12 protein-coding genes are annotated in these 14,854 nt (G+C 57.2%); 10 read left to right on the top strand and 2 right to left on the bottom strand.

Features of this window, described 5'->3' with window-relative positions; genetic code table 11:
- The first annotated feature begins 60 nt into the window (after positions 1-60).
- Positions 61-3,006 carry an RNA polymerase-associated protein RapA gene (rapA, locus tag Q3Y66_RS00490; protein WP_008959192.1) on the top strand — a complete coding sequence of 982 codons (2,946 nt, stop codon included), beginning with the start codon at positions 61-63 and terminating at the stop codon, positions 3,004-3,006.
- An 18-nt stretch (positions 3,007-3,024) separates the two neighbouring features.
- Here the strand turns inward: rapA and Q3Y66_RS00485 are convergent, their stop codons facing one another.
- Complete coding sequence (locus Q3Y66_RS00485) at positions 3,025-3,927, bottom strand: TIGR01777 family oxidoreductase (RefSeq protein ID WP_008959193.1); 903 nt, start codon at positions 3,925-3,927, stop codon at positions 3,025-3,027.
- 146 nt (positions 3,928-4,073) lie between these two features.
- Between Q3Y66_RS00485 and Q3Y66_RS00480 the strand changes: the two genes are divergently transcribed.
- The 9 genes from Q3Y66_RS00480 (at position 4,074) to Q3Y66_RS00440 (ending at position 12,995) form a co-directional block, all read left to right on the top strand.
- On the top strand, positions 4,074-5,123 hold the full coding sequence (locus tag Q3Y66_RS00480) for an NAD(P)/FAD-dependent oxidoreductase (protein WP_008959194.1): 1,050 nt from the start codon (positions 4,074-4,076) through the stop codon (positions 5,121-5,123).
- A gap of 240 nt (positions 5,124-5,363) precedes the next feature.
- A complete protein-coding gene (locus Q3Y66_RS00475) occupies positions 5,364-6,284 on the top strand; it encodes a MerR family transcriptional regulator (protein ID WP_008959195.1) in 921 nt (306 codons plus the stop codon).
- Between the two features lie 84 nt (positions 6,285-6,368).
- Positions 6,369-7,781: a deoxyribodipyrimidine photo-lyase gene (gene phrB / locus Q3Y66_RS00470; protein WP_035587250.1), complete on the top strand. Its 1,413-nt coding sequence runs from the start codon at positions 6,369-6,371 to the stop codon at positions 7,779-7,781.
- A gap of 60 nt (positions 7,782-7,841) precedes the next feature.
- A complete protein-coding gene (locus Q3Y66_RS00465) occupies positions 7,842-8,273 on the top strand; it encodes a nuclear transport factor 2 family protein (protein ID WP_008959197.1) in 432 nt (143 codons plus the stop codon).
- 36 nt (positions 8,274-8,309) lie between these two features.
- The gene (locus Q3Y66_RS00460; protein ID WP_008959198.1) at positions 8,310-9,095 is read left to right on the top strand and encodes an SDR family oxidoreductase; all 786 of its coding nucleotides are present in this window, start codon (positions 8,310-8,312) and stop codon (positions 9,093-9,095) included.
- Entirely contained in the window at positions 9,092-10,471 is a 1,380-nt protein-coding gene (locus tag Q3Y66_RS00455; RefSeq protein WP_008959199.1) for an NAD(P)/FAD-dependent oxidoreductase, read from the top strand. The genes Q3Y66_RS00460 and Q3Y66_RS00455 overlap by 4 nt, the downstream gene beginning before the upstream one ends.
- A complete protein-coding gene (locus Q3Y66_RS00450; protein ID WP_008959200.1) occupies positions 10,468-11,235 on the top strand; it encodes a DUF1365 domain-containing protein in 768 nt (255 codons plus the stop codon). The genes Q3Y66_RS00455 and Q3Y66_RS00450 overlap by 4 nt, the downstream gene beginning before the upstream one ends.
- The gene (locus tag Q3Y66_RS00445; RefSeq protein WP_008959201.1) at positions 11,232-12,500 is read left to right on the top strand and encodes a cyclopropane-fatty-acyl-phospholipid synthase family protein; all 1,269 of its coding nucleotides are present in this window, start codon (positions 11,232-11,234) and stop codon (positions 12,498-12,500) included. Before Q3Y66_RS00450 ends, Q3Y66_RS00445 begins: the two co-directional genes overlap by 4 nt.
- Positions 12,501-12,995: a DUF2878 family protein gene (locus Q3Y66_RS00440; RefSeq protein WP_008959202.1), complete on the top strand. Its 495-nt coding sequence runs from the start codon at positions 12,501-12,503 to the stop codon at positions 12,993-12,995.
- Here Q3Y66_RS00440 and Q3Y66_RS00435 read toward each other — a convergent pair.
- The gene (locus Q3Y66_RS00435) at positions 12,992-14,833 is read right to left on the bottom strand and encodes a bifunctional diguanylate cyclase/phosphodiesterase (protein ID WP_008959203.1); all 1,842 of its coding nucleotides are present in this window, start codon (positions 14,831-14,833) and stop codon (positions 12,992-12,994) included. The genes Q3Y66_RS00440 and Q3Y66_RS00435 overlap by 4 nt on opposite strands.
- Between the last annotated feature and the right edge of the window lie 21 nt (positions 14,834-14,854).

Raw genomic sequence — 14,854 nt, 5'->3', positions numbered from 1 at the left:
TGCCGCCGGTGCTCCCCTCCGGCGGCAGACGACCCGTTTTGCAGACTCCTCCGAGGCATCATGAGCGATTTTTCTCCCGGCCAACGCTGGATTAGCGACGGTGAAGCTGAGCTTGGGCTCGGCACCGTGCTTAACTGCGACGCCCGTAGCGTTACCATTTTGTTCAGTGCCAGTCAGGAAACCCGTACCTACAATACCCGCCAGGCCCCGCTCACCCGCGTTATGTTCGGCAGCGGCGACCGCGTGCTCTCCGCTGACGGCTGGCAGATCGTTGTCGATGACAGCAAAGAGTCCGACGGCCTGATCACCTATATCGGTGAAGACAAGGAAGGCAATCTGCGCGAGCTGCCCGAGGCTAAACTCGCCGATACCATGCAGTTCGACCAGGCCCGCGACCGTCTGCTGACCGGCCAGGTCGATCGCAACGACTGGTTTGATTTGCGCTTTCGTACCCTGCACCACTATCAGCGTATCGAGCAGCACAGCGCGCTGGGCTTTTCCGGGCCGCGTATCGACCTGATACCTCACCAGCTCTACATTGCCAATGAAGTCGCCAACCGCCATGCGCCCCGCGTACTGCTCGCGGACGAAGTGGGCCTGGGTAAAACCATCGAAGCCGGCCTGATTCTGCACCGCCTGCTGCTCAATGGCCGCGTTGAACGCGCGCTGATTCTGGTCCCCGACAGCCTCACGCATCAATGGCTGGTCGAGTTACTGCGCCGCTTCTCGCTTAATGTCACGCTGTTAGATGAAACCCAAAGCCAAGCCCACGGCAGCTACAACCCCTTTGAGAGCGCGCAGCTTGTGCTAGCCAGCCAGGGCTGGCTGTTCGCCAACCCGCAACGCCAGGAGCAGGCGTTGGCCAGCCAGTTCGACCTGCTGATCGTCGACGAAGCGCACCATCTCGACTGGAGTGAAGAGGGCAGCGGGCCCGGCTACCGGTGCGTCGAACAGCTCTCGGCGGTGATTCCCGGCCTGCTCCTGCTCACCGCTACTCCGGAACAGATGGGCATCAAGAGCCACTTTGCCCGCCTGCGGTTGCTGGATAGCGAGCGCTACCACGACCTGGAGCGCTTCAAAGCCGAAGAGAGCCACTACACCGAAGTCGCACGCGCCATCGATGCCTTGGAGGCTCTGCCCGGCAACTCTGATGCGAGCGCTCACGTCTCTGCGGTAGCCGATGACCGCGACAGCCAGGCGCTGCTGGCCACGCTATGTAACGAAGAAGCTAGCAAAGCGCAGCAGGACGCCGCTCGAGCCCAGCTCAGTGAAGCGCTGCTGGATCGCCACGGCACGGGGCGCGTGATGTTCCGCAACAGCCGCCGCCACGTAGGCGGCTTTCCGGAACGGCGCTTAAACCTCGCGCCGTTAGCATTGCCTTCGGCCTACCGTCGCGTAGTGCGCCGCTTAGAGCGCGACGAGGATTATCTTGATGAGCTGTTGATTGAGACCGGCATGGATCACCCCGATGTGCTGATCTATCCCGATGCAGCCTACCGCGAGCTCAGCAATGACCCGCTCAATAGCGAAGACTGGTGGCACATCGACCCGCGCGTTAACTGGCTGCTGGAAAAGCTCAGCGACGACAGCGAGAGCGGCTTCGCCAACGAAAAAGTCCTGGTCATTGCCCACCACCGGGAAACCGCCGAAGGCCTTGCTGAAGGGCTGCGGGTGCTGGGCGGCTACCATGCGCCGGTGTTCCACGAAGACCTCTCCTTGATAGAGCGTGACCGCGCGGCAGCGGCGTTTGCGGATGAAGATGGAGGCGTTCAGGTGCTGGTGTGCTCGGAAATTGGCTCTGAGGGGCGCAACTTCCAGTTCTGCCGTCACCTAGTCATGTTCGATATGCCCCAGCACCCGGATCAGCTCGAACAGCGTATTGGCCGCTTGGATCGCATCGGCCAACTCCACGCTATTGAGCTGCATATTCCTACCTTTGAGGGCAGCCCCGGCGAGCGTCTGCTGCGCTGGTATAACGAAGGTATGGATGCGTTCAGCGCCCCGCATGGAGTCGGCAACGAGCTGTTTGATGCCTTTGGTGACGCCCTGGCTGACGCCCTGCTGGATGATGAAGCGCTTGATGAGATTATCGCCGAAACCCGCACGATGTTTAGCGCCAAACTGGCGGAACACGATGCGGGCCGCAACCGGCTGCTGGAACTCAACGCCTGCCGCCCTGCCCGCGCTCAGCAGGTCATCGATGCAGTGCGCGAACTTGACGAAGACGCCGCATTGCCGCGCTACCTTGAACGGGCGCTGGATATTTTCGGCGTGGAGAGCCAGGAAATCGGCAAGGGCTTGATGCACCTGCAGCCCAGCCAACATATGCTGGATGGCCTGCCGGGTCTGGTTAAAGGCGAAGAGGGCTTTACCGCCACGTACAGCCGCGCCCAAGCACTGGTCCGCGACGATGTGCAGCGGCTCTCTTGGGAACACCCGCTGCTGCGGGAAATGATGGGCCGCGTGTTGGATGGCACCATGGGCAACTCGGCGCTGGCGCTACTGCGCCACGACGCCATTCCCAGTGGTCGATTGATGGCCGAACTGGTGTTCCGCACCCACTGCCCGGCGCCCAAGAAGCTGCATCTTAACCGCTTCTTGCCACCCACCGCGGTGCGCCTGCTGCTGGATGAATCCGGCGCCAACCTGACCAGCAAGATCTCCTTCACCGGTTTGGGCAAGAACCTGCAGAAGGTGAATAAATCCCTGGCGCGCGATCTGATCAAGAGCCGCCATGACCAACTGCGTGAACTGCTCACTCAAGGGGAAGGCGAAGCCGAGCGCCAGCTGCCCAGCATTGTCGAAAATGCTGAAGCGCGCATGCGTGCGCAATTGGACACAGAAATTGCCCGTTTGACCGCGCTGGCCGAGCACAACCCGGCGGTGCGCGGCGCTGAAATCGACGCGCTGAAAGATGAGCGTAAGGCGCTCAGCGAAGCGATTGAAAATACCCGCCTACGTCTGGATTCCGTGCGGGTAATTATCACCGTTGACGCCGATCGTTAATCGCCAAGCGAATGCTTCCTAAAGGATCGCCTCAAGCGCCTTGTCTAATGTGGGATATTGAAAGGTAAATCCTGCCGCTTCAAGGCGCACGGGGCGCATATCCGCCCCGGTCAGCAATAGCCGAGACATTTCACCCAGCCCCGCCTTCAAGACAAACGCGGGTACGGGGAAAATGGCCGGTCGATTGAGATGCTTGGCCAGGGTTTTGGTAAAGGTGGCGTTGGTGACCGGGTGCGGCGCACTGCCGTTAAAGGGGCCGCTCAAGGTATCGTGATTGATGAGAAACAAAATCGCCGCGACTAAATCATCGCGGTGAATCCACGGCATAAATTGCTCACCTCTGCCAAAGCGGCCACCTAACCCTAGCTTAAACGGCGGCAGCATTTTCTGCAGGCTGCCGCCGCCTGCATCTAGCACCAATCCCGTACGCAAAATCGCTAAACGCACCCCCATCGCCTCAATCGGCTGGGTGGCTGCCTCCCACTGTTTGCACAGACGATGGGCAAACTCATCATTAGGGATTGTCTCTTCGGTCACTACGCGCTTGCCCTGATCGCCGTAATAGCCCATTGCTGAACCCGATACCATTACCTTCGGCAATGGCTGACCATTAGCCTTTAACTGTTCACACAACGCGACCAATTGCTCAGTTGACGCTACACGAGAATTTATCAGCTTGGCTTTCTGCTCATCGCTCCAGCGCTTACCGGCAATAGACTCTCCAGCCAGGTTAATTAGCGCATCCGGTGGCGACTCAATAAACGCCTGGGCGCTGTCACGAATATCACAGCCGCTAGGCAAGCGATCGCGTACTTGATGAGGGTGACGGGAGACCACTTGCACCTCGTGGCCCTGCTCTATCAGTTTTTGGCATAGCCGCTGGCCGACAAACCCACTGCCTCCGGTCACTAATACGCGCATGGAATTACTCCTGTTGGTGCCACCGTTCGTTGTCAGCTTGGCGAAATGAATCAATCGACGACCAAATTGTACGACATCTATACACAACTGCTACAGTAAGCTTTCAGTTCTATTCATACGACATCTAAACAACGCTGCGAGGAACCATGGCGATACTGCCTCTGAGTGCTCATCAATCGGTCGCCATCATTGGTGCAGGCATCGCAGGGCTTGCCTGTGGGCAGGTACTCGCCAATAGCGGCGCTAGCGTTACGCTGTTTGATAAAGCCCAAGGCCCTGGTGGGCGCATGTCGAGTAAGCGCAGGCCCAGCGCGACGCTAGATTTAGGCGCTCAGGCTTTCAGCGTGCGCGACGCAGACTTTCAGCGCGCAGTTGATACATGGCTATCCATTGGCTGCATCGCTTCCTGGCCCACCGCTACCTATCAGGCTAGCCCAAATGGCTGGCAGGCGCATAACGATGGGCAAAAGCGCTACGCCGGTGCTCCTCGAATGAGTGCCTTGACGCGTCATTTGGCCGACTCGCTAACGGCGCTACCTCAGGCAGCACTGCATACAGGCACTTCCATCACGTCACTCAAACGCAATCAAAAAGGGTGGCAGTTGGTAGCGGCGGGCGGCATGACGCATGGGCCTTATGATCAGGTAGTGATTAGCGCACCACCGCCCCAGGCCCATGCACTGCTGGCAATGTGGGACGACGATTTGGCCACCGCTTGCCAAACGCGAAAGCAACGCGCCTGCTGGGCGGGATGGGCGATTTTTGACGGACCGCTTCCCGCCATACCCGGTGTTGACCCAGACTGGCAGATGGCGCGGGTTGCCCACCCTGCCCTGCATATTGTGTCACGTAACCAAACAAAACCAGGACGCGCTGCTCAATCTGAAAGCCTTAGCCTGCTGGCTCAACTCGACTGGAGCGAAGCACATTTGGAGCAGCCTGCCAGTGAGGTGGCTAACCAACTTCTTACTGCTCTAAAAAGTTTTTTTCACGTCTCAGCAACCCTACCCGACCTGATTGAAACAGGCGCGCACCGGTGGCGCTATGCACAACCAGCGGCCGCTTGTGAACACACATACTTATACAGTGGAAACGGTTTGGCCTTGTGCGGCGATAACGTTTGCGATGGCCGCGTAGAAGATGCCTGGCTATCAGGCCACCGCTTAGGGAAAGCGCTAATAGGCCGGTCGGTCTAATTATATAAAATATTATACGGGCTAAGAGGGATTCTTATAAAGGTTGTACCGAGTAGCGACAAGTTGTACAAATGAGCATACAGTAACGTACTAATGTTCAGATCTTTGATTAGGCAGTCTCTACATGGAACACGCTTCACCTTCGCCGCGGCGAATAATGTCCGGCCCTTACAGCGCGGCGCTGCAGTTAACTAGCTTGCGGTTCACTAGATTGCAGTTAACGAAGAGGTACTGGCGCACATGAGTCTTAAGGCGACCCATCCCCCCGATACGCCGCTCTATCCGATACGCGAAGTGTCTCGCTTGACGGGCGTAAACTCGGTCACCCTTCGCGCTTGGGAACGACGCTACGGGCTAATTCGCCCCCAGCGCACCCCCAAAGGGCATCGCCTTTACGCTCAAGACGACATCACACGCATCGAACGTATCTTGCAGTGGCTCAATCGTGGTGTGCCGGTCAGTCAAGTCGCCGACTTGCTTGACCAGCCAGAAACAATTGAGACGCCTACCCCTGATGCCGGCGATTGGGCTAGCCAACGCCTGCAGCTGCAAGCCATCATCGAAGCGTTAGACCTGCCCAAGCTAGAGGCTTTTTATTACCAGAGCTTAGCGCTCTATCCGCTGAGTATTGCCATTAACGAGCTTTGGCAGCCGGTTGTTTTAAGCTTAGAGGCGAAATGGGCCATTCAGGCAGATCAGTTAGTACGCCGCACCTTGGAAGCATTTTTGCGCAGCCAAGTGGGCATCCGCTTACATTATGCTAACCAGGCTACCCGGGGCCCGCTGATTTTGCTCAATGCCATGCCCGATGACCCTGGCCCGCTCTGGGTGTTGATGTCGGCATTGATGGCCAGCGAGCAAGGCTACCGAGTACAGATGCTTGACCACTCGCTGCCACTGGAGGATCTCCCTCAGGCAGTCGCGCGGCTACACTCGTCGATGGTTCTGCTGTCTAGCGGCCAGCGCGAAAGTGACAGCTATATTCGCCAAGCGCTGCCTAAAGCCGCCGAGACGCTTAATGTGCCCATCGGCGTGTGTGGTGAAGTGGCGCGCCTGCGCGAAGCCGATCTGCGCGATAGCCCGGTTCACATGCTAGGCGATGACCTGCCCCAGGCGATTGCTCGCTTGCGTCCTCTCTTACGCGAGTCAGGCGTACTGTAACCAACACGCTCTTACCCTGGCCGTTCGCCCTCTGGCGACCGGCCATTTTTTTGTGCCGCAGGAGCCCCTATGACAGAAAAGCCTATGAAACGTCAATTGGTTTGGCTGCGCAGCGACTTGCGTATTGATGACAACAGTGCCCTGGCTGCCGCAGCGGCCAAAGGGCCTGTCATCGCGGTTTTTTTGCGCAGTATTCCCCAGTGGCAAGAGCACGGGCACGGTGCCAACAAGCTGGACTTTTGGGCGCGCGGCGTTGCCGCCGTTAAAACAGCCCTTAACGGATTGAATATTCCGCTTCTTCATCGCGATATTGACCACTATAACCAAGCGCCAGACGTACTGCTTGAGATCGCTCGGGAACATGATGTTGAGCAGTTGCACTTCAACTGCGAGTACGCCCTCAATGAGCGTCGCCGCGACCAAGCCGTACAAGATGCCTTTAAAAAAACTGAGAGGACCGCCCATGGTTATCACGATGCCGTGGCATTTTCCCCTGGCAGCCTGTTAACCGGCAAAGGCGACTTTTACGGTGTTTTTACCCCCTTTTCCAAAGCGTGGCGCAAGCAGGTCACCGTCGACCAGTTAGCGCTGCGCGAGTCACCACCGGTGCAAACAGCACTGGATATTAAAAGTGATCCGCTGCCTGCGCTACCGGCCCTTGACAGCACACCGATTGAAGAGCGCCTGTGGCCTGCCGGTGAACGGCCCGCGGCGGATAACTTGGCGCGTTTCCTGCGCTTTCGTGGCCGCCACTATAAAGACCAGCGCGACCTGCCCAAGGTACGTGGTACCAGCGAACTCTCGCCCTATCTGGCATTAGGCATGATCTCCCATCGCCAGTGCTTGCAAGCCGTAATGACCGAGAATGGCGGTCATCTTGGCGATGGCGATATTGGCCTGACGACCTGGGTTAATGAACTGATCTGGCGCGAATTTTATCAGCATGTCGCGGTGGGGTTTCCCGAGGTGTGCCGCTATCAACCCTTCCAGGCACACACCAAGCAGTTGCAGTGGCGCGACGATGATGAAGGCTTTCAAGCCTGGTGCGAAGGGCGCACGGGATACCCCATTGTGGATGCCGCCATGCGTCAACTAGTCGCCACGGGCTGGATGCATAACCGGCTGCGCATGATCACGGCGATGTTTTTAAGCAAACATCTCCTAATTGACTGGCGACGCGGTGAAACCTTTTTTATGCGCCACTTGGTGGATGGTGAATTCTGCGCCAACAACGGCGGTTGGCAGTGGGCGGCCTCGACGGGTACCGATGCCGCACCCTACTTCCGCATTTTTAACCCCACCACCCAATCCACCCGTTTTGATGCTGACGGTGAGTTTATTGCCCACTGGCTGCCTGAGCTTGCTGACCTTCCCGCCAAAGCGCGCCATGCGCCGCCTCAAGACCTACTCACCGGTGTGCAGTACCCAGCGCCGATCGTTGATCACAAAGCGGCACGTCAACGTGCGCTGGACGCGTTTAAATCACTCACTAAATAATCGCTTCTGTCCCCGCTTCCTTAAGCCATTATAGTTATAAAGCTAATCAAGGAGACCGTCATGGCTGAGCCTGCGGCGCTGGAGGCGTTCTGCGCCTTTTTCAAAAAACTGGACAATACCTGTACAGAAAAGCTATACGAGGTATATACTGAAAATATAATTTTTAGTGACCCGCTGCACCATCTTGAAGGTCGCGAAGCGTTAGCGCGTTATTTTTCAGCCATGTATGAAAATGTCGAGCACTGCCACTTTACTTACCACACTCGGCAGTTACAGGGACAACAAGCGTTTGTTACCTGGACCATGACGTTTATGCATCCCCGATTGGCAGGTGGCCGAGCTGTCAAGGTCGAAGGCTGTAGCGCACTCACCTTTGCCACCGATGGGCGCGTTGAGCGTCATCGCGATTATTTTGATGCTGGCGCCATGCTTTACGAACATTTACCGCTGATGGGAAGCGCCATTCGCTGGTTAAAAAAACGCCTTGCCTAAGCAGTAACATCACGGCGGGGCGCACGAGGAGGCTTAATGAGTACATGGGAAACGCCCCAACGTATTTGGTTAACCGGTGCCACGTCCGGCATTGGTGAAGCGCTTGCCCGTAAATTCATCGCCCAAGGCCACCAGGTGGTACTCAGTGCCCGCAACGCGGAGTCACTTGAAGCGCTGTGCCAAGGCCACCCCAATGCCCATCCGCTCCCGCTAGATGTTAGTGACCGCCAAGCCGTGCTTAACGCTGGCGAGACCATTGCCGAGCGCCTGGGGGCATTAGATTTAGCGTTATTCAATGCTGGTACTTGCGAATACCTGAACGCTCAACAGTTCGATATGGATTTAGTCGAGCGCGTTTTTAAGCCTAACTTATTTGGCACTTTGTACGGCGTCGAAGCCGCTCTGCCGCTGCTGCGGGCAGCACGGCAGCAGGGTCTGCCCGCCCGACTAGCGGCCACCTCCAGCGCCTCGGCCTATTTACCGCTACCCCGCGCAGAAGCCTATGGCGCTTCTAAAGCCGCCGTCAGCTACTTCCTGGAATCGCTGCGCTTGGATCTCGATCAGGAAGGCATTGATGTCAGCCTTATCCACCCCGGCTTTGTGAAAACGCCACTCACCGAGCGAAACGACTTCCCGATGCCCATGCAGGTCACCGCCGAGCAAGCGGCCGATGCCATTATCGCAGGCCTGGTAAAGGGTCGACTGGATATCCATTTTCCACGCCGGTTCACCTATCTGGTCAAATTGCTGGGCATTTTGCCTCCTGCCTTGCGCCGTCAGATAGGCCTGCGCATGACCCGCGCCCAAAAGGAATCGTCATGAGTACCGTGGTATCAAATAGTGCTGGGGCATCTCAGCGTATTGCCATTGTCGGCAGCGGTATCAGCGGCATGGCCGCTGGCTGGTACCTTTCCGCTCAGCATGAAGTCACGCTGTTCGAGGCGGATTCGCGGCTTGGGGGCCATACCGCCACGATGGACGTGGACGTAAAAGGGCAAACGTATGCGATCGACACCGGCTTTATTGTCTTTAACGACTGGACCTATCCGCACTTTCAGCGCTTGATGGCAACCCTGGGCGTTGCCTCACAAGCCACTGAGATGAGTTTCTCGGTGCATGAAACGGCAAGGGACTTTGAGTACAACGGGCACACGTTAGGATCGATGTTTGCCCAACGACGCAATTTATTTAACCCCTCTTTTTATCGCCTGCTGCGCGATATCCTACGTTTTAACAAGCAGGCCACTAAAGCGCTTGATCGCAACGAGCTCCCCGAACAGATGACCCTAGGGGAATACCTGGATCGCCACCACTACAACCGCGATTTCCAGCAGCGTTACTTACTGCCCATGGGAGCCGCCATTTGGTCGGCCAGCATCAGCGATTTACGCGCCTTTCCGGTGGCATTTTTTGTGCGTTTTTTCCGCAATCACGGCCTGTTATCGGTTAATCACCGCCCCAAGTGGTACACCCTGATGGGCGGTTCGAAAAGCTATATCCCTAACCTAACAGCCCCCTACGCGTCGCGCATTCACCTCAATACGCCGGTAACCAAGATTACCCGCGAACGCTCTGGAGAGCGTGCTGGCGTTACGATTACCACTCCCGCTGGCAGCCAACACTTTGACCAAGTGGTGCTCGCCTGCCACGCCGACCAAGCCTTGGCGATGCTGGGTGACGCCAGTGCAGACGAGAAAGCAGTGCTCGGCGCCATGCCGTATCAGGATAACGAGGTGGTGCTGCATACCGACACCTCCCTGCTACCGCGGCGCAAACGTGCCTGGGCGAGCTGGAACTACCGGCTGGATCAGCGCGATAGCGAAGCACGGGTATCGGTCACTTACGACATGAATATTCTTCAGCGGATAGACAGTGACACTACGTTTTGCGTGACCCTGAACGACAGCGCCAGCATTGATACCGATAAAGTACTGGGACGTTATACCTACGCGCACCCGCAGTTTACCTTGGCTGGCCAGGCGGCGCAGGCGCGCCACGCTGAGATATCGTCGACAGCGCAGCGTACGCATTTTTGCGGTGCCTATTGGCGCAACGGTTTCCACGAAGACGGGGTGTGGAGCGCCCTGCGCGTCGCCCAGGCCCTGGGCTGTGACGAAGCTGCCCCGCCTCCCGCGGAACCGCTGGCGCTACCTGCTCATGAGCTGCTGACACCGCAAGGTGTTGAGGGTCTCGGATGATTGCCGCTCCGCGTTCGCGTATCTATCGTGGCACCCTGCGCCACCGCCGCTTCACGCCCAAGCCCCACGCATTCAGTTACCAGGTATGGATGGCGTGGTTGGATCTGGACGAGCTGCCCGATCTGTTCGACAAGGTGCCCGGCTTCAGCGCCCGCAGGCCTGCCTTGGCGCGTTTTCGGCGGGAAGATTATCTAGGCCCGGTGGATCGCCCGCTAAAAACCGCCGTGCGCGAAGAGCTCGTTCGTCAATTAGGCAGCGCCCCCACGGGGCGGATTTGTGTGCTCACCCAACTGCGCACGCTGGGCTGCATGTTTAATCCTATCTCCGTTTACTACGCCTACGACCATTTGGGTAGATTGGCAGCCGTATTGAGCGAAGTCACCAATATGCCTTGGCGTGAGCGTACCCGTTACGCCAGCGCGGTGGACCCTTCACGTCACAGCCACCAGGCCCGTTTCGACAAAGACCTCCACGTTTCGCCTTTCAACCCCATGGATATGACCTATCGGTGGAAATTTAACGCCCCCGGCGAAACGCTCTTTTTGCATATGGAGAACTGGCGGGAACAGCAGTGCCATTTTGATGCCACATTAACCCTTGAGGCCTCACCCGCCACCCGCGGTGTATTGCTAACAACCTTGGCTCGCCAACCATGGATGAGCCTGAAAACCATTGCGGGTATTCATTTTGAAGCGCTTCGGCTGTGGCTTAAGCGCATCCCTGTTTATAACCACCCCAAGCAGCGCAAGGAGACTTCAAAGTGACGACCCTGCGTTCTACGCCGCCAAATATTCAACCTGTTGCCCAAGACCGCTTAACCAAGTGGCTGAAGCCGCGCCTAGTGGCCCAACTGGATACCTTTCGCGGTGGTCGTATTACCCTCATTGAAGGTGACCAGTGCCACCACTTAGGCCAGGGAGGACCGCTGCAGGTAACCGTGGTAATCCGCCACTCGCGCGCCTGGAAGCGGCTGGCCTTCGGCGGCACCGTTGGCGCTGCCGAGTCTTATATGGACGGTGATTGGGACGCCGACGACTTGGTCGCCCTAGTCCGCCTGTTTGCCGCCAACCTGGAACAGGTTAATACCAAAATGGAGAACGGCAGTGCCCGCATTGCCCGTTGGTTATTGGGTGCCGCCTACCGTTTTCAGCGCAACAGCCTAAGCGGCTCTAAGCGCAACATTGCAGCCCACTATGATATTGGTAACGACCTATTTTCGACGTTTTTGGATCGCCACCACTGGATGTACTCCAGCGCCGTTTTCCCCTACCCGGAAGCTACTCTGGAAGAGGCCTCAACCTACAAACTGGATTTGATGCTTGAAAAGCTTGATGTCCGGCCAGAGCATCACCTGTTAGAAATTGGCACTGGTTGGGGTGGTCTGGCGATTCACGCGGCGAAAACCCGCGGCTGCCATGTCACCACTACGACCATTTCCGATGAACAGCACGCTCATACTGCTCAACGGATTAAGGAAGAGGGGCTGGAAGACAGAATTACCCTACTCAAACAGGATTACCGCGAATTAACCGGCCGTTACGACCGGCTTATTTCGGTCGAGATGATCGAGGCCGTGGGGCACCAGTATCTCGATACCTACCTCAACAAGCTGGATAGCCTGTTAACCGACGATGGGCAGGCCATGCTGCAAGCCATCACCATCCGCGACCAGCGCTTTGAAGACGCTAAACGCGACATGGATTTTATCAAGCGCTACATTTTCCCCGGCGGTTTTCTACCCTCGCACCATGCCATGTTAAGCAGCGTAATGCGCAAAACGTCGCTGAACGTGGTCGCGTTGGATGAAATAGGCCCGCACTATGCCCGCACTCTGCGTGAGTGGCGCCACCGCTTTGAAGCCAGCCTGGAGCAGGTACGCACGCTGGGGTACGACGAGCGCTTTATCCGCATGTGGCGCTACTACTTATGCTACTGCGAAGGCGGCTTCATCGAGCGCTCTATCGGTACCTGCCATCTGCTGTTGGCTAAACCAGCGGCGAAGCCCATACCGCTCACCGGCGCTCTCTAAATGGCATCACGCCGATGGCATGCACTGCTGTTCAATGCCCTGCGTTTTGAAGCTGGCTGGCTGTTATGCGTAGTAGGAGGTTCAGGCGTTGCCGCGCTTGCGGGCGGAGGCTTGCTAGCTTGGCATCTATGGCGCTGCGCGCTGCCGGGAGAGTGGCGGTTTATCGCGGGATTTGCACTGCTCGGCTTGATGGTCGATGGCGGCTTAAACCTGCTGGGAGGCTTTGATTTTAACGATCAGGCACTGGTGCTGGGGTTATTACCCCTTTGGCTATGGATGCTCTGGCCGCTGTTTGCCACGCTGGTCTATCACTCGCTGGCGTGGCTGTGGCGTTATCCGCTACTAGCCGCGCTGTGTGGCGCTGTTAGCGGCCCGCTCTCGTATTACGGCGGCGCGCTACTCGCGGAGGTGACGCTTGCCCCTTGGCTGCTGCCAGCCCAGGCGCTGATATGGGCGTCACTGTGTGTAGGCATTAGCCGTTTTTATAAGCGTTAAGAAGCAGCAGAGGCAGTGGCTGGCTCAGGCAGCAAACGCTTTTCCAATTCCGCAGCGGGTAGCGGTCTGGCAAAGTAGAAACCTTGTACGGACGTACATCCGGCATCCACCAAAAACTGACACTGCTCTTTGGTTTCAACGCCTTCTGCAATCACTCCTAGCCCCATGCCTTCCGCCATCGCTAAGACCGTCTTCACGATTGAGGCATCCGCTTGATCATGTGGCAACTCCTTAATGAACGCCCGATCGAGTTTAATTTTGTCTACCGGCAAGCGCTTCAAATAACCGAGCGACGAATAGCCTGTCCCAAAGTCATCGATGGCAATCGCAAAGCCTTGGTCGCGCAGCGCCTGAAGGCGTGGTCCCATATCGCCAGCGCGTTCGTCAAGCAGCACCGATTCGGTCAGCTCTAAACCAATTTGCGATGGTTTCAACTGATAACGCTTTAGGCAAGTCGTCAACTGACTTTCCAGGTCGCCTTGAAAGAGCTGCAGGGCCGAAATATTGACCCATATCGTCATTTTTGGCATGGCGCTATTACGCCAGTGCGCCTGTTGGGCGCAGGCTTTTTCGATCACCCAGGTACCCAGCTGGCTCATTAAACCGTGCCGCTCGGCCAACGGAATAAAGTCGCCAGGGGAAATCATACCATCCTTGGGATGGCGCCAGCGCAGCAGTGCCTCCATACCCACCAGCTCGCCGCTAGCAGGCTCATGCTGGGTTTGATAATGCAGTTCCAACTGGTCACCGGAAATAAGCGCAGCGCGTAAATCACTGACCAGCGCCAGTTGAGGATTATCCTGCTTATCCAGCGCCGGGCGAAAGCGCTGGCTTAAGTTACGCCCCAGCCGTTTAGCGCTGTAAAGCGCCGACTCTAAGCGCTGGAAGAGCACGCCTGAGTCGTCACCATCCTCGGGCACTCGGCAACTACCGATCGACAGTCCTAAGCGCAGCGATTGGTCATTAATTTCAAATGGCCGACTCATATGCTCACGCAGGGTGGCGACCCATTGGTCATGATCGTCAAAAGTGGTGGTGCGGATCACCATAAACTCGTCGCCGCCCAAGCGACCCACAATACTGCCCGCCACATAGCTGGTTAAACGTTGACCAAAGCGCGCCAACAAACGGTCGCCCTGTTCCACCCCCAGACTATCATTGACGGATTTCAGCCCATCAATATCGACCAGCGCCATATCCAAGCTCTCTCCAGCGCGCAGATGGCGCAGCCGGGAAGCCAGCAGATCGTGAAGGCGACGACGATTGGGTAGCCCTGTGAGCGGATCTTCATAGCCGATACGCCGCAAATCACGCTCGCGGGCTTTTTGTGCCGAAATATCGGTAAACAGATTAATAAAATGGGTAATGTTGCCGCGTTTGTCGGTCACGGCGCGTACTTTTAACCACTCAGGATACTCATCGCCGTGCTTACGGCGGCTCCACATTTCACCTTCCCAGCGGCCGGTACTTTTCAGCGTGCTCCAAAACGTTTGATAAAAGTTTTTATCGTGCCGTGGCGCTGCCAGCGTCTCCAGTTTCAGCCCCTGAATCTCTTGGCTCGAGTAACCGGTCACTTCGGTGAAGGCGGGATTAACCACGATGACGCGATTTTGTGCATCGGTAATCACCATGGCATCGCTAGTGAGCCCTAACGTATCTTGGGACAGACGCAGCCGTAGCCGTTGCTGACGCACTTGGTTCCAGGCATCCCATAGCCCTAACATAACCAACGTCGCGGCCACTAGGCGCAGCGTCGCATCGGATATCCAAACACAGGCGGGGAGCGCCGTCAGCGCGACCCAAACTAACGGACGATTGAGAGAAACAGGAAGCCACATGGCGATTCGCTATACCCTATA

The sequence above is a fragment of the Halomonas sp. HAL1 genome, assembly GCF_030544485.1.
Taxonomy (GTDB): domain Bacteria; phylum Pseudomonadota; class Gammaproteobacteria; order Pseudomonadales; family Halomonadaceae; genus Vreelandella; species Vreelandella arctica.
This window is presented reverse-complemented; position numbering and strand designations above follow the sequence as displayed.

Excerpts from the sequence above, each read along its gene's own strand:
- rapA (WP_008959192.1), top strand. The coding sequence starts at position 61 with ATGAGCGATTTTTCTCCCGGCCAACGCTGGATTAGCGACGGTGAAGCT.
- Q3Y66_RS00485 (WP_008959193.1), bottom strand. The coding sequence starts at position 3,927 with ATGCGCGTATTAGTGACCGGAGGCAGTGGGTTTGTCGGCCAGCGGCTA.
- Q3Y66_RS00480 (WP_008959194.1), top strand. The coding sequence starts at position 4,074 with ATGGCGATACTGCCTCTGAGTGCTCATCAATCGGTCGCCATCATTGGT.
- Q3Y66_RS00475 (WP_008959195.1), top strand. The coding sequence starts at position 5,364 with ATGAGTCTTAAGGCGACCCATCCCCCCGATACGCCGCTCTATCCGATA.
- phrB (WP_035587250.1), top strand. The coding sequence starts at position 6,369 with ATGAAACGTCAATTGGTTTGGCTGCGCAGCGACTTGCGTATTGATGAC.
- Q3Y66_RS00465 (WP_008959197.1), top strand. The coding sequence starts at position 7,842 with ATGGCTGAGCCTGCGGCGCTGGAGGCGTTCTGCGCCTTTTTCAAAAAA.
- Q3Y66_RS00460 (WP_008959198.1), top strand. The coding sequence starts at position 8,310 with ATGAGTACATGGGAAACGCCCCAACGTATTTGGTTAACCGGTGCCACG.
- Q3Y66_RS00455 (WP_008959199.1), top strand. The coding sequence starts at position 9,092 with ATGAGTACCGTGGTATCAAATAGTGCTGGGGCATCTCAGCGTATTGCC.
- Q3Y66_RS00450 (WP_008959200.1), top strand. The coding sequence starts at position 10,468 with ATGATTGCCGCTCCGCGTTCGCGTATCTATCGTGGCACCCTGCGCCAC.
- Q3Y66_RS00440 (WP_008959202.1), top strand. The coding sequence starts at position 12,501 with ATGGCATCACGCCGATGGCATGCACTGCTGTTCAATGCCCTGCGTTTT.
- Q3Y66_RS00435 (WP_008959203.1), bottom strand. The coding sequence starts at position 14,833 with ATGTGGCTTCCTGTTTCTCTCAATCGTCCGTTAGTTTGGGTCGCGCTG.